The following is a 14980-nucleotide window of genomic DNA, read 5'->3' on the forward strand; positions in this document are numbered from 1 at the left end:
CAACTCGGCATCAGGGCCGCGGCAGAGCTAAAACTGGCTAGAGCGCTAGGCAACAGCCGCCCCGCCGGGGCTGCAACTGCCTAAGTCCTAACACTAAAAACAACACATACGACTAACCCGAACCAGCGCGAAAATAACGTTGAGTACATGGAATACATTCCGGCACCGTGTATTTCCTCCGGCATCTCCAAGTCACATCTGCTGGAAAAGGAAACTAATTAATTCAAGTGTGTATGCATCATTTCCTTGCATTCCCAGATGTTCCTTAAGGCCAGAAAAAATGGAAGACTAAAGTAACCATTATTGTCTTATAATTTATATTATGTTAAATTAGTTTTCAAATTGTCCCTTACCTACTACCCAAAAAAGCCCGCCCATGTAATGGGCGGGCTTCTTACCTACTGCATAATAGCAATTACTTTTTCAGAGACTGCAATTTCGCATTCATTTTTTCCGAATCCGCCGTACGCCCTAATCGGGAATAAATCTTCTGCAACGATGAAATGGTGTTGCGGTCATCCGGTTGTAGTTGAAGCGCCTTCTCAAAGTACGGAATCGCAGCTTCAAAATACTTTTTGCCTTCGGCCTCGTACTTTTTGCCACTTACCTGATAGGTCTTCAAATCCATCTTGCTGACTTTCGTGTAAGCATCGGCAGCTTTATTGTAGTTATAAACCCCAAGGTTAAATTCAGCATCAAAGTTGTTGGGGTCCATTTCGACAGCTTTTCGGTAGTCCGCCACTGCCAGGTCCGTCTTCTTCTGCTGGTCGTACATAGAGCCCCGCACCGCGTAGAGGTTGGAATTGCTTGGGTCCGCCACAATGGCTTTGCTGATTTTATTCAACGCATCTTCCCCTTTGCCCGAAGCCAACGACATGTTCAGGTCTTCCAGCATAAAGGCTTTGTTGTTGGGGTATGCCACCAGTGCTTGTTGCACCACTTTCGCAGCTTCGGCCTCGTCCTTCTGCTGACGGGCAATCTGCAGCAAGCGCGAGTACAACGTAACCGACTTGTAGTTCATGCCCAGCAGCTGGTTGTAGCTCGCTTTTGCGCCTGCGTAGTCTTGCTTAGCCTCCGAGGCGTAGGCTGAGTAAAGTACTGCAGTGGTGTCCTGCGGCTTGATTTGGGAGGCGAGCTTATAGCTGGCAATCGCTTTGTCGTAGTCTTTGGCATTGTAGCTATTTACGGCATCGTTAAAAGCGTGACCGTAGAGGTTATCCAGATGGGTAACGGCCTGCTTGCCAAATTCGCCGTCCTTGGTATCCAGTTCAATGGTCTTCGCGAAAGACTCGTACGCTTTCTGAGTTCCTTCGCCCGGCAGCAGTTGCTTGCTATAAATCGGGCTCTCCATCATCCCCTGATAGATTTCCCCGCGGGTGTACCAGGTTTTGGCCTTGCCACTGGTTTTCTCGTTGACAATGGCTTTGTCAATTTCGGTCCGGGCTTTATCAAGCAAGCCGGTACGCTGGTTGAGAATGGCATTGGTCACAGCCGAAGTTTGGGCCGAAACCAGCGCGGGAAAACCAGCCGACAGCACGGCCCCTGCAACAAACGTTAACAGATTCTTCTTCATAAGATTGGGAATGGGCCCGAAGTCAATCGACACAAGGAGTGGGTGTACTTGCTTGACTCCGGACTAAAAAAAGGAAAAATGTAAGTGGGCAAAAAGTCCGCAAAGAAGCGGAAGAACGTGAAGATTTCGCGTTGGGTTCGTCAAAAATAAACGGGGCGGCCCAAATGGACCGCCCCGCTCCTCTTCAGCAATTATGCCAAGTCCGCTTCTTCGGCATCATCCTCCGACTCTTCTTCTTCAACATCGTCGTCCAATTCCTCGGAGTCATCGTCATCTGCTGACAGGTCCTCCGTTTCAACAACGGCAGCAGCTGCATCCGGACCAACGGCCAGCGTGGTATCCAATTCAACTTCCTCTTCCTTTTCTTCCGCCGCGACTTTGGCAACGGAGGAAATCTCGTCGTTAGCACTGATTTTGATGAGCCGTACCCCTTGAGTAGCCCGCCCAATGGTGCGCAAATCGCTCATTCGCAAACGAATGGTGATGCCTGACTTATTGATAATCATGAGGTCGTCGGCATCGTTTACATCCTTGATGGCGACCAGATTACCTGTTTTTTCGGTAATCTTCATGGCCCGAACGCCCTTGCCGCCGCGGTTGGTTACGCGGTATTCATCGAGCGAGCTTCGTTTACCAAAGCCGTTTTCGCTGACCACCAGCAGTTCCTGGGAGGGGTCGGCCAGACACACCATGCCCACTACCCTATCGCCGGGCGTGTCGGATAAGCTGATGCCCCGGACGCCCGCCGCCGCACGGCCCATGGAGCGCACCTTGGCTTCGTTGAAGCGCACGGCCCGGCCGGAACGCAAGGCCAAAACCACCTCAGAATTAGGCGTCAGGAGCTGCACGTCTAAAATCCGGTCGCCTTCGTTGATGGTGATGGCGTTGATGCCGGCGGTGCGAGGCCGCGAATAGGCCTCCAGCGGGGTTTTCTTCACCGTGCCCTGCTCGGTGCAGAACATCAGGTAGGTATTTTCAAGGTAATCGGGGTCTTTCAGGCCGCGCACGTTCAGAACGGAACGAACCTTGTCCTCGCGGGGAATTTCGATGAGGTTCTGAATGGGCAAGCCCTTGGTGGCCTTCCCTCCTTCCGGCACCTCGTACACTTTCAGCCAGAACACGCGGCCGAGCTCGGTGAAGAACAGCAGGTATTCGTGGGTAGTGGCCACAAAAAGGTGCTCCGTGAAGTCATCCTTTTTGGTGGCAGCGCCCCGCGAGCCCTGTCCTCCCCGCCCCTGGGCGCGGTACTCGTCCAGGTTGGTGCGCTTGATGTAGCCCTCGCGGCTGATGGTGATGACCATGGCCTCGTCGGCAATCATGTCCTCGGTCGAGAAATCACCACCGATGTAGTTGATTTCAGTGCGACGGGCGTCGCCGTACCGCTCGCGGATGTCTTCGAGCTCGGTTTTGATGATGCCGCGCTGCAACGCATCCGACGCCAATACGGCGTTCAGGTGGTCAATCAAGCGCATCAAGTCCTCGTATTCGGCCACAATTTTATCACGCTCCAAGCCGGTGAGGCGCTGCAAACGCATGTCGAGGATGGCACGGGCCTGCACTTCGCTCAGCGCGAAACGGGTAATGAGCTGGCCACGGGCCACTTCCGGGTCGCGCGAGCCCCGAATCAGGGCAATCACCTCGTCCAGGTGGTCGAGCGCAATGAGCAAGCCCTCCAGAATATGGGCCCGTTTCTGGGCTTCGGCCAACTCAAACTTGGTGCGGCGAATGATGATTTCGGCGCGGTGCTCCACAAAATAATGAATCAGCTGCTGCAGATTCAGCGTCATGGGGCGGCCCTTTACCAGGCACACGTTGTTGACGCCAAACGAGCTTTGCAGCTGGGTGTATTTGTAGAGGTTGTTGAGCACCACGCTGGGCATGGCGTCGCGCTTCAGGTCGTAGACGATGCGCATGCCGTCGCGGTCCGACTCATCGCGCATGTCCGAAATGCCCTCAATCTTCTTGTCGTTAATAAGCGCGGCCGTCTTCTCAATCATCGACGCCTTGTTCACCATGTAGGGAATCTCGGTGACGACGATTTGCTCCTTGCCGGTTTTGGTGGTTTCGAAGGTGGCTTTGGCCCGCATCACCACACGGCCGCGGCCGGTTTCGAAGGCCTGCTTCACGCCTTCGTAGCCGTAGATGATGCCGCCGGTGGGGAAGTCCGGGGCCGTCACGTACTGCATCAGCTCGGCCACCGTGATATCGGGGTTATCGAGGTAGGCCACGATGCCGTTTATCACTTCCGTCAGGTTGTGGGGCGCCATGTTGGTGGCCATGCCCACGGCAATGCCCGACGTGCCGTTCACCAACAGGTTGGGGAATTTGGCGGGTAATACGCTGGGCTCTTCCAGCGAGTCGTCAAAGTTCGGCTGGAAGTCAACGGTGTCCTTGTCCAGGTCGTTGAGCATCTCGTCGGAGATGCGCTTGAGGCGGGCTTCGGTGTAGCGCATGGCAGCCGGAGAATCGCCGTCGACCGACCCAAAGTTGCCCTGGCCGTCCACCAGTGGGTAGCGCAGGCTCCAGTCCTGGGCCATGCGCACCATGGTGTCGTACACGGAGCTGTCGCCGTGCGGGTGGTATTTACCCAGCACCTCGCCCACGATACGGGCCGACTTCTTGTACGACTTGTTGTAGGCCACGCCCAGCTCGCTCATGCCGTAGAGCACCCGCCGGTGCACGGGCTTGAGGCCGTCGCGCACATCGGGCAGGGCCCGGGAGATGATAACCGACATCGAGTAGTCGATGTACGCGCCCCGCATCTCGTCTTCGATGTTTATCGAAATGATTTTTTCGCCTTCCGCCATTGAGGGGGTTGATAGGCGGCTTGAAAAAACCCAAATAAGAGGGTTTTTAGCCGCAGGGTGAATGGTTCTTTATATGCGTGCGAAGATACAACAAAAAGGCCGCAACGACAAGCGCTGCGGCCTTTTTTAGGAGGATGCACGTGGGGCCTTTTTTAACGAGACAGGGACGGCTGGAGACTTAAAAAACTGACAACGGGCTACTACGCGCGAGCCCGCCGACTGGTTATTTAAGCGGCTTGCTTTTGTCGAGGGAATTGTGCCCGCCCTTGGGGTTATAGGTCTTGATTTTTTGGCCAATGGCGGGGCTCTGCATTTTCCAGAGCGGCTGGCCCCGGTACTTCACCCCGCCGTGCAGGTGCGCCTTGCGGGTGTGGCACGACTCGATGGGGCAGTTGCGGCAACTGGCGGCGCTGAGCAGCAACAGCAGGCCGAAAAGAAAACGAACAGACAGCTTCATGGCGCAAAGGTAACGGGGCGAACCGCTCGCCCTCCCCTTAACGCAAGCCCACCCGTTTTAGTCAATGCCGTCCCACTCGGCCAGAAAACGGGCTACGTAGGTTTCCATAAAGGCGTGGCGTTCCTGCGCCACCTGGCGGGCCGCGTCGGTGTTGAGCCGGTCTTTCAGGTGCAGCAGTTTTTCGTAGAAATGGTTGAGGGTGGGCGCGGTATTTTTCTGGTAGCTGGCAAAGCTGTCGTGGGCCACGGGCGCCACGGCGGGGTCGTGCAGGGGCCGGCCTTTGTGGCCACCGTAGGCAAACGCCCGCGCAACGCCAATGGCGCCAATGGCATCCAGGCGGTCGGCATCCTGCACCAAAGCAGCCTCCACCGACGTAACGGGCGTGGCCACCCCCAAACCTTTAAAGGATACTTCGCGAATAACGGTTTCGACGCGGGCAATCAGCGCGGCGGCGGCGTGCTGGCTGCGCAGCCACTCGCGGGCCGCGCGGGGGCCAGCTTCGTAGTCGCCGTCGTGGAACTTCCAGTCGGCAATGTCGTGCAGCAAGGCGGCTAGCTCCGTGGTTTCGGGGTCGGCTTCGGGGTGGGCGGCGGCCAGCCGGCGGGCCATCAGCCACACCCGCCGGATGTGCGCCCAATCGTGCCCACTGCCTTCGCCGGCAAATTTTTGCTCGATGAAACGAGCGGTTGCAGTAATTAAATCCACAGACAAAACGGGTAAACCCCGGGAAAACTCAGAATACGGCCGCAAGTTAGTACCCGCGGCGGCGCTTGGTGGTTCAGGTCCCGCCCCTACGCCCTTTCTTCGTACATCTCCTTTATTCATCGCCCATGTGTTCCCGCCACGTTTTACGTCTGGCCTTCCTGCTGCCACTGGCAGCCGCCCCCCAACTAGCGCCGGCCCAAATCCCGGTGCCCACCGACACCACCCATAAGTACCAGAACCCGGCCGGCGTGCCCGGACCGGTCAAGAAGTCTTTCTTTAAAAGCAAGGGCTTTCGCGCCACCATTGTGCCGGCTGTGCTCATCGGCTACGGGGCCAGCACCATTTACGGCAATGGCCTCTACAGCTCCTACGATGCCAAGCGCGACATCCGCAACGCCTTTGGCACTTACCGCAACCACATCGACGATTACCTGCAATGGGCGCCCTACCTGGAAATTCCGGTGGCGCTGCTGGCGGGCGTAGAATCGCACGACGACCGGATAAACCTAGGGCTGGTGCTGCTGAAAAGCGAGTTCATCATGCTGGGCTCGGTGTACGTGGTCAAAACCCTGACCCACATCGAACGGCCCGACGAGTCAGACCACCTCTCGTTTCCGTCGGGGCACACGGCGCAGGCCTTTTTGGCCGCCAGCATTGTGCACGCCGAATTCCGGGACAAAAGCCAGTGGTACGGCATTGGCGCGTATACCCTGGCCACAAGCGTCGCCGCCTTTCGGATGATTAACAACAAGCACTGGGAGTCCGACGTGGTGGCCGGGGCGGGCTTCGGCATTCTGTCGGCACACGTGGCCTACCTCTCCCACCGCAACCGCTGGGGCCACAAGCCCAGCGGCCGCGGCATCGGCGACACTAGTTTCGTGCCGATGTGGAGCCCGGCGGGTGGTCCGGGCCTGTGCTTCACCTGGCATCCCCAATAGCTGGTATCTGATTTATTCTATACTTCTTTTTCAACTCAACGCTTTTAAGTAGTTTGGCGCTATGGAAACACAACTCATTACCAAATACCGCATTTTCAAGATGGCCCTGGATGGCCCGGCAACTTCGCATAGCAAATCCTGGACCTTCCGCCCGCTATTGGGCGAGGAAAACCACGAATTTGACTCAACGCAAGCCGCTCATGAGTGGATTGCCGAAAATCCGGAAATCATGATTAGAAGCCGGGAATTTACCATCCTGCCCGTTTACCATTTGGTACTGGCTTGAAGGGATAGCCACGAAAAAGCCCGCTGCAATCCAGTTGCAGCGGGCTTTTTCGCATCAATGAGCCGCCTGTCGGACTCGAACCAACGACCCTCTGATTACAAGTCAGAAGCTCTACCAACTGAGCTAAGGCGGCGGGTTGGTGGTGCAAAAGTAAGGCACCGCGGCAAATGTGCCAGCATTCCGGCAGTTTTTTAATGAGAAAAGCGCCCGCAAGCAATGCTTGCGGGCGCTTTTCTGTAGGCGAAGCGCGTTGAGTATAACTCCCTTAGCTGCGAATCATTTTCAACTGTTTTTTCAGCACGTCGATGCGCTTTTGCCCTTCGGCGATGCGGCCCTGGTATTCCTCACGCAGCTGCGAGGCATTTTTGGAGCGGGCAAAGAAATCGAGGTTGGTCTGGAGGGTGGCGTGGTCGTTTTCCAGCTCGTTGATTTCCTTGCGCAGCGCCATCTCCTTGCGGGTGAGCTGCTGCTGGGCCTGCGGACGGGCCTTGAGGCGGGCGACTTCGGTCTGGAAAAGCAGGTCGTTGCGGTCGGCGTAGCTCAGGCCGGGCACTTGGTCAAGGTATTTGCCGAGCAGCACGAGGAGCTGCTCTTCGCTGCGGTCGGAAGTGCCGTGGCCCGGCTGCTCGGAACTGCCATCAAACTCGGTTACCCACCCTGCCAGCAATTCCCGGAAACCTTCCAGCGTGCCGGGGGCATCCGGCGAAAGCGCCTTCACTTGCTCGGCAATTTTGTCCAGGTGGGCGGTTTGTTCCGCCGACGAAAGCTGTACTTTCTCCTCGCGCTGGCGGGCCTCGTGCTTGGGCCGCTCAAAGACGGCGTCACAGGCGGCGCGGAAGCGGTGCCAGAGCTTATCGGCCAGCTTGTCGGGCACCCGGCCCACGTCCTTCCACTCCTTCTGCACCCGAATAATGACCTGGCGGGCAGCGTCGTGGTCCGGGTTGTTCTGGGCTTCCTCGGCCTGGTCGATTAGCGCCTGCTTGGCTTTCACATTGGCCGACTTCTCGTTATCCAGGGATTTGAAGAAGTCGTTCTTGCGGTTGAAGAAAGCTTTGTAAGCGGCCCAATACTGTTTGTTCAGCGCGTCGGCCTGGGCGCGGGGCACCAAACCGGCCGCTTCCCACTCAGCCTTGATTTCCTGCAGCTCGTCGGTTTTGGAGCGCCACAGGTTCACGCGGTCGGTGTCGAAAGAGGCGAAGGGCAGCACGCGCTCCAGCAGGGCCTGCTTCACCACCAGGTTGGCTTTCTCAACCGTGGAACGCTGGTCGACAAACTCCTTGCGGCGCTGGTGCAGCACATCGGAAGCCGCGATAAAGCGCTGCCACAGCGGCTCGCGCTGGTCGTTGGGCACGGGGCCAATGTTTTTCCAGTCCTCGTGCAGCTTGGTCAACTCATCGAGCGCCTTGTTGATGCCGGGGGCGTCGGCCAGGGCTTCGGCCCGCTTGATGAGGGCTTCTTTGGCCTCCTGGTTGCGGCGGCGGTCCAGGTCTTTCAGTTGCAGGAACTGCCCCTGCTTGCTGTAATAGATGTCCAGCAAGCCGTGGTAGGTGTCCCAAATGCTCTGGCTATCGTTCTGTGGAACGGCGCCGGTGGCTTTCCATTCGGCCTGCAGGGCTTTTAGCTTCGCCGAGCTGTCTTTGGTTTCGGCACCTTCTACCAGCGTACGCAGCTGGTCGAGCAAGGCTTGTTTCTTCACCAGGTTATCAGCGCGGCTGGCGTCCTCGGCCTTCGCGTCCTTCACGCGGTTTTCGCGGAATTCCTGCAGGGCTTTATTCAGTTCCTGCTGGCCCTCGGGCTGCTGAAAGGCAAAGGCTTCGGCTCCTTCCCCACCCTCAGCAAATTTCTGGCGGGCGGCGGTGCGGGCCAGCCCCACGTTGGTTTCGTACTGGCGGGTCAGGTCCTGAATCTGCTTGCGGTTCTGGCGGGCATCGGGCCGGCGCAGCAGTCCCACGAGGTAGTGGGCCTGGGCCGGCAGGTCGAGGGCCGTAAAATCGGGTGCGGCACCTTCGGCGGTGGATATTTCGCCTGCCGCACCGGTTGGCTCTTCGCCCGCGTCGATTGCCGCTACATCGGCCGGAGCCGCGTTCAGCGGCGTTTCTGAGGAAGTGGGCAACGTAGCCAGCGGCTCAGAAGCGGCTTCGAGGGCGGGCGCATCCGCAAGCTCTAAGGCGGGCAGGGCCGGCGCCTGGCTTTCAACCGTGTCGCTGGCCGGCGGGCCGCTCAGGGTTTCGGGGTCGGCTACGGGAGCGGGCGTTGCACTTGCAATGTGCTCGTCGGCGGGTAATGCTTCCGGATTGGGCGTGGCAGCCGGCTCTGAAGCAGGCGTAGCAACGGGCACCGAAGTGGAATTGGTGATTTCTTCGCCGTAATGGGCAATGGCCCGCGCCATGGGCGCCGACACATCGTGGCCATCCACCGTCACCGAGTCAGGAACGTGTTGGGCGGTTTCGGCGGCGGCGGCGGCTTCGGGCGTACCGGCGGCCGGGGCGGTGGGGCCCAGGTCGGTGGCGATAACGGCTTCGGCGGGGGCTTCGGCCGTGCCGGCGCCCTCGGGCTGGCCGGCGGGCAGCGCGGGCGTGCCTTGTGCCGGCAGTTCCACCTGCGCGCCCGATTCGGGCGAAGGCGAAGCAGCGGGCGCTGCCGATTTGGCCTGAATTTCGGCCAGGCGGCGTTGCAAAATGGTCATCCGGTCCTCAGCGGCCGGGTCGGTGCCGCCGGTGAGCGGGGCTTGGGGGGTTTCTTCAGCAGCCATAAAACTTCGTAAAAGCCAGCCCGGAACACGGGGCCAGAAGCGAGCGCAAAAAAGGTGATTTAGAGTACTACGGTTACGGCCGCGAAGCCGCCTTAATTCAAGCGGGGGTCCACCGGATAATTGGCCAGCACCTTAAAGCGCCCGCCTTTCTCCCGCAGAATAGACCGCCAGAACGCATCGGATGCCAAAGTAAACACTTTCCCGGCGCTTGCGGGGTGTCGTATCCAACTCTGCCCCTGCATTTCGCCCGCCAACTGGCCCTTGGACCACCCCGAATAGCCGGCAAAAAGGCGCACTTCATCGGCGCTAACCGCCCCACTGCCGATTAAACCAAGGAGCATGTCAAAATCGCCCCCCCAGTACACGTCCTGGCCCAGGTCGGAAGCGCCGGGCAGGTCGGGGCGGCGGTGCAAGTAATGCAGGGTGTTGGGCTCGACGGGGCCGCCCACGTAGATGGGCAGGTCGGATGCTGCCGCAGCGGCCCGCGTCGGCAAGTCGAGCACATCGCCCAGGGTGAGGCTGGTGAGGCGGTTCAGCACGAGGCCGAAGGAGCCGTCTTCGGGCTCGTCGCGGCAGAGCAGCACCACGCTTCGCTCAAAGTTGGGGTCGCCGAGAAAAGGCTGCGAAATAAGAAGGGTGCCGGGACGCATAGTCGAATCGGGAGTTGCGGGTAAGACAGAAAAACGAAAACAGCACCAAAACCAACGGAGGTTACGGGCCGGGTGAGCCTGCTGGCACTTATGAGTAACTTGCGGCCTAAACGCCGCTTGGCCAGCCAGCATGGTCATTTAAGACTCTCACTGGCGCAAAAATGTTCCGGGCCGCAACCAGCCCGGCCCGTTCTGCGCTCACCCTGTTGCCACCGGCTCCACACCAGCGCCTGCGGAGGCCGTATCCGCTCTATCTATGACTGACTTAGCCGCTCTGCGCAAGACGTATTCCCAGCGCACCCTTTCCGAAACCGATGTATTGCCCGATGCGGTGCGCCAGTTCCGGCAATGGCTCGACGAAGCGTTGGCCGCCCAGGTGGAAGAGCCCACGGCCATGACCGTGAGCACGGTATCACCCACCGGGCAGCCCTCGTCGCGCGTGGTGCTGCTGAAGGGCTTGCCCGACGAGGCCAGCTTTTTGTTTTACACCAATTACGACTCGCAGAAGGGCCAGGAACTGGCCGCACACCCGCTGGCGGCCCTCAACTTTTTCTGGCCGGCCCTGGAGCGGCAGGTGCGCGTGGAAGGCCGCGTAGAAAAAGCGCCCGAACCGATGTCGACCGCCTATTTCCAGAGCCGGCCGCGCAGCAGCCAGCTCGGGGCCTGGGCCTCGCCCCAGAGCCAGGAAATTGGCAGCCGCGAAGAACTGGAAGCCCGCGAAGCCGCAATGGCCGAAAAATTTGGTGACCTGAACCCGCTGCCGCGCCCGCCCGAATGGGGAGGCTACATTCTGACGCCCACGCGGATAGAATTTTGGCAGGGCCGCCCCAGCCGCCTGCACGACCGGATTGTGTACTGGCGGGAAGGTGACCATTGGCGCCTCAGTCGCCTGGCCCCGTGATTGATAATGAGGAATGAAGAATGAGGAATGAAGACTTTTAATTCGGCCCTGATTTGAATAATTCCTCGTTCTTCATCCCTCATTCCTCATTATAAAAGCTTTGGCTGAAATTCAACCCCTGCGCGGCTGGCGCTACAACCCGGTGCTGAGTGCGAACATTGACGCCTACGTCTCGCCGCTTTTCGACGTGGTATCGGCCCGGCAGCGCGAGGCCCTGTACCGCAACCCGCTCAATTCGATACATCTGTCGGTGCCGCGGGCCGAAGACCCGGCGGAAGCCGCGCTGGCAACACTCCAGGAGTGGCAGGCCAGCGGCGTGCTGCGCCAGGACGAGCTGCCGGGCATTTACGTTTATTACCAGTACTTCCGCTTGCCGGGGCACGCGCGGGAGTACTGCCGCAAAGGCTTCATGTGCCACATCCGGGCCTATGACTGGGACCAAAACGTGGTGCTGCGCCACGAAAACACGCTTCCTGCTTCGGTAAACGACCGGGCCGAGCTGCTGGCCCGCACCCAGTTTCAAACCAGCGCGACCCACGGGCTGTACCGCGACGAGGATTTTGAGCTGGAAACTTACCTGGACGAAGCCATGCGCTCGCCCCTCTACGAAACGGCCGAAGACTACCAGGGCGCCCGCGATGTGCTGGCCGTGATTCAGGATGCCGCCCTTATCGGCCGCATCCAGGCAGTGCTGGCCACCCGCCAGGTGATACTGGCCGATGGTCACCACCGCTACGAGGGCTCGCTGGCCTACCGGCAGGCCCGCGAGCTGGCCGCCGACGGCCGCGCCACGGGCCGCGAACCCTGGAACTACCACCTGATGTACCTGACCAACGCAGCGGCCGACGACTTGCGCATTCTGCCGACCCACCGGCTGCTGCTTGAGTTGCCCGATGGCCTGAGCGAAGAGAGGCTTCTGGAACGGCTCGGGCCGTACTTCACCGTGATACCGCAGGAAAATGCCAACGACTTGCCCGAAATCATCGCCGGCAAGCCCTGGGCCTTTGGGCTATATTTGGGCGGACAGGCCCACAAAATCCGGCTTCGGCCCGAGGTGCATGCGCAACTCGACTGGGACACCACGGCCGAAGTAAAAGCCCTGGATTTGACGGTGCTGCATTTTTTCGTTCTGGAGAAAGCCCTGGGCATCGTCGGGCCCGACGCGCAGCGGGCGTGGCCGGGCGTGGCCTACGTGCGCAGCTTTGCCGAATGCCTGCAGCGCGTGGACCGGGGCGAAGCCCGGGCCGCATTTATTGTGAACGAAGTAAGCATGGCCGAAGTCGAGGCCGTGTGCCATTCCGGGGCCGTGATGCCCCCCAAGTCCACTTTTTTTTACCCGAAAACCATCGGCGGTTTTCTCTTCAGCAGCATTGCCGATGAGAAAAGCGCGAATGTATTTGCGGAACACTTTGCCACTCTGCCCTCGTGAGACTGATTCTTGCTTCTAACTCGCCCCGACGGCGCCAGCTGCTGACCGACCTGGGCCTGCCCTACGAAATCCGGCTGCTGGAGGTGGACGAAAGCTTTCCGGCCCACCTGCGCCGGGTGGAGGTGGCGGAATACCTGGCCGCCCGCAAAGCCGCTGCTTACGCCGCCGGACTGGCTCCGGATGAGCTGGTCATCACGGCCGACACCATTGTGTGCCTCGGCGACGACGTACTGAACAAGCCCGCCGACCGCGCCGAAGCCATGGCCATGCTCACCCGCCTGCAAGGCCGGGCGCACGACGTGTTCACGGGCGTGTGCCTGCTCGCCGGCGATGGCCGGGAGGTGCTTTTTTCGGACCAGACCACCGTGCACTTTCGGGAATTGAGCCCGACGGAAATTGCGTATTACGTCGATACCTACCAGCCCTACGACAAAGCCGGCGCGTACGGCGCGCAGGACTGGCTGGGCATGGCCGCCATTGTGCGGCTCGAAGGGTCTTACTTCAACGTGATGGGCTTACCTACGCACCGGGTATGGGCCGAGCTGGCGAAGCTCGACGCCCTGCCGCCCCACGCCTGACACCCATGCGGGGGCTCTTGGAAAAACTGTCGCGCCAGCGGGCAATGCCCGTCACCAACACCAATGACGGGATTGTCGCAACCCGCTTTCTTTGGTTTGCAGGCGGCGTCGGGTTGTTGCTCGGCGGAGGCGGGCTGGGGGGGCTTTATGGGTGTTCCTCGTATGCAGAAGTAGCCGCTCTGGCCCGCATCGTATACCACGAAAACGGGCTAGAGCGGCTGACACTGGCACTTACTCCGGACCGGCTCAACTGGCTACGGGGCGTGCTTTTGGCCGCGGCTGGCCTGGGGCTGCTGGTGCTGTGGCGCATGCTTGCTGGCAGCCCGTTGAGTTCGGTTTGGCGCGAGCTACGCTTCGGGGTTGGACGCCTGCGCCGGTGGTATAGCCGCCTTCCCCGAACATCGGTGTTGCTGGCCGCCGGCGTACTGGCTGGCCTGCTAGCCGTCCGCACATGGTACCTGTTTACCTACCCACTGAGTACCGACGAAGTAGGTTCCTACGACTATTTTGTGCGTCAGGGACCGTTGGCCATCACGGGCTTCTACCCCATCCCGAACAACCATATTGGCTACAACCTACTGGCCTGGCCCCTGGTGCACCTGGGCCTTTCGCCCCGGCTGGTCATGCGGCTGCCCACGCTGCTACTGGGCACCTTTGGGAGCGTGGTGTCGGTGGTGCTGCTGGCGCGGCTCATTGGCTTGCGTGCCGCTGTGCTGGTGAATGGGCTGGTGAGCGGAGCGCCCCTGTGGGTGTACTACGCAACGGCCGGGCGCGGGTATTTTTTGCAGCTCTGCTTGTTGCAGGCCGGCTTTTTTGCGACAATTGAGTTATTACGGCCATTCTCTCGCTACCGGCATGTTGCTTGGCTGGCTTTTATCAGCAGCAGTATTCTGGGCTTTTACTTAATTCCTACCTATGCTTACCCGCTGGCGGGGTTGGGGCTGGGGGCGGCCGTGGGACTGGCTGCGCAGCGAAGGTGGCAGGAATTTGGTCAGCTAGTACTGGCCGGAGGCATTATTACGGGAATTGCCGCACTGCTCTATAGCCCGGTAGTGGCCATATCGGGGTGGTCTTTGCTGACCGGAAACCGCTACGTGATGACGCGGACCCCGGGCCAGTTCTGGCCAAGCTATCGGCCGGTATTGTATGAGTTGGCGGAAGTACTTTTTGGACTGCCCGTTCGCTACAGCGGGCCGGCCTGGCTGGCCGGCGCCCTGCTGGGCGGCTTAGCCGGCTGTCGCTGGCGGGCACCTGGCCCGCGCCGAACCGCTGCTCTACTGGCCTGGGTGCAGCTGGCGCTGCCGCTGCTGCTCATGGCGCTACAACGGGTGTACGCCCCGGCACGGGTGCTGCTGTACCTCACTTTTTTTGGCTATTTGGTGGCGGCGCTGCTTGTCGGGCGCCTGCCGCGCTGGCGGCGGGTGGTTGGGCGGGTGCGCTGGCTGCTGGTGGTGGGGGCGGTGGCGGGCATTGGGGGCAGCCGGGTGTACCTGGACCAAGGGCACATCCGGGCCTTGCAGCGCGAGACCCAACAGTTTCAGCAGGCGTACCACTGGTTGCTGAGCCACCGGCCGAACACCTCTTCCCCCGCCCGGGTGTGGATGTTCGCCCCGCTGCACGAGCTGTTTTTTTTCCACTACCTCCGGCAGGACCAGTCATCTCAACTGCTGCTCCATACCAGCCGGGAGAAAAGCCCTGGTACTGGCTATGACTTCGTGGTTCTGTTTGCCACGGCTAAGAAGACGGTGGGGCTGCCCCCCACCTACCGGCCGGTTTACCACGACGCCCTGGTCACAATTTATGCGCCCTTGCTCCGGCCTGCTGTCACTCAGCGCCAGCCAGCACACAGCCAAACCCAGGTACTGACGGCCACCCCCGTTGAACACGCGCCATGAAACCCGCAG

12 protein-coding genes and 1 tRNA gene are annotated in these 14980 nt (G+C 60.0%); 6 read left to right on the plus strand and 7 right to left on the minus strand.

What is annotated here, in order from left to right; all coding sequences use genetic code 11:
* Positions 1-415 precede the first annotated feature (415 nt).
* From JKL48_RS17595 to JKL48_RS17610, 4 genes are all read right to left on the minus strand, one after another.
* Positions 416-1573 carry a tetratricopeptide repeat protein gene (locus JKL48_RS17595; protein ID WP_201985387.1) on the minus strand — a complete coding sequence of 386 codons (1158 nt, stop codon included), beginning with the start codon at positions 1571-1573 and terminating at the stop codon, positions 416-418.
* A 191-nt stretch (positions 1574-1764) separates the two neighbouring features.
* Positions 1765-4380 carry a DNA gyrase subunit A gene (gyrA, locus tag JKL48_RS17600; RefSeq protein ID WP_201985395.1) on the minus strand — a complete coding sequence of 872 codons (2616 nt, stop codon included), beginning with the start codon at positions 4378-4380 and terminating at the stop codon, positions 1765-1767.
* 223 nt (positions 4381-4603) lie between these two features.
* On the minus strand, positions 4604-4837 hold the full coding sequence (locus tag JKL48_RS17605; RefSeq protein ID WP_201985398.1) for a hypothetical protein: 234 nt from the start codon (positions 4835-4837) through the stop codon (positions 4604-4606).
* Positions 4838-4894: 57 nt separating this feature from the next.
* Positions 4895-5542: an HD domain-containing protein gene (locus JKL48_RS17610; protein ID WP_317191962.1), complete on the minus strand. Its 648-nt coding sequence runs from the start codon at positions 5540-5542 to the stop codon at positions 4895-4897.
* 125 nt (positions 5543-5667) lie between these two features.
* On the opposite strand from JKL48_RS17610, the gene JKL48_RS17615 reads away from it, so the two are divergent.
* Positions 5668-6480 (plus strand): phosphatase PAP2 family protein, encoded by an 813-nt coding sequence (locus tag JKL48_RS17615; RefSeq protein WP_201985404.1) that lies wholly within the window; start codon positions 5668-5670, stop codon positions 6478-6480.
* Between the two features lie 61 nt (positions 6481-6541).
* On the plus strand, positions 6542-6766 hold the full coding sequence (locus tag JKL48_RS17620) for a hypothetical protein (RefSeq protein WP_201985407.1): 225 nt from the start codon (positions 6542-6544) through the stop codon (positions 6764-6766).
* A gap of 60 nt (positions 6767-6826) precedes the next feature.
* Here JKL48_RS17620 and JKL48_RS17625 read toward each other — a convergent pair.
* The 3 genes from JKL48_RS17625 to JKL48_RS17635 form a co-directional block, all read right to left on the minus strand.
* A tRNA-Thr gene (locus JKL48_RS17625) sits at positions 6827-6899 on the minus strand.
* A 132-nt stretch (positions 6900-7031) separates the two neighbouring features.
* Positions 7032-9518 carry a DUF349 domain-containing protein gene (locus tag JKL48_RS17630; RefSeq protein WP_201985415.1) on the minus strand — a complete coding sequence of 829 codons (2487 nt, stop codon included), beginning with the start codon at positions 9516-9518 and terminating at the stop codon, positions 7032-7034.
* 92 nt (positions 9519-9610) lie between these two features.
* Positions 9611-10168, minus strand: a complete 558-nt coding sequence (locus tag JKL48_RS17635) for a YqgE/AlgH family protein (protein ID WP_201985418.1) — start codon at positions 10166-10168, stop codon at positions 9611-9613.
* A 256-nt stretch (positions 10169-10424) separates the two neighbouring features.
* Between JKL48_RS17635 and pdxH the strand changes: the two genes are divergently transcribed.
* The 4 genes from pdxH (at position 10425) to JKL48_RS17655 (ending at position 14971) form a co-directional block, all read left to right on the plus strand.
* Positions 10425-11069 carry a pyridoxamine 5'-phosphate oxidase gene (pdxH, locus tag JKL48_RS17640; protein WP_201985426.1) on the plus strand — a complete coding sequence of 215 codons (645 nt, stop codon included), beginning with the start codon at positions 10425-10427 and terminating at the stop codon, positions 11067-11069.
* 100 nt (positions 11070-11169) lie between these two features.
* A complete protein-coding gene (locus tag JKL48_RS17645; protein WP_201985429.1) occupies positions 11170-12498 on the plus strand; it encodes a DUF1015 domain-containing protein in 1329 nt (442 codons plus the stop codon).
* Positions 12495-13076 (plus strand): Maf family nucleotide pyrophosphatase, encoded by a 582-nt coding sequence (locus tag JKL48_RS17650; RefSeq protein ID WP_317191963.1) that lies wholly within the window; start codon positions 12495-12497, stop codon positions 13074-13076. The genes JKL48_RS17645 and JKL48_RS17650 overlap by 4 nt, the downstream gene beginning before the upstream one ends.
* Before the next feature lie 17 nt (positions 13077-13093).
* On the plus strand, positions 13094-14971 hold the full coding sequence (locus tag JKL48_RS17655) for a hypothetical protein (RefSeq protein WP_201985430.1): 1878 nt from the start codon (positions 13094-13096) through the stop codon (positions 14969-14971).
* Positions 14972-14980: the final 9 nt, after the last annotated feature.

It is taken from the genome of Hymenobacter rubidus (assembly GCF_016734815.1).
Taxonomy (GTDB): domain Bacteria; phylum Bacteroidota; class Bacteroidia; order Cytophagales; family Hymenobacteraceae; genus Hymenobacter; species Hymenobacter rubidus.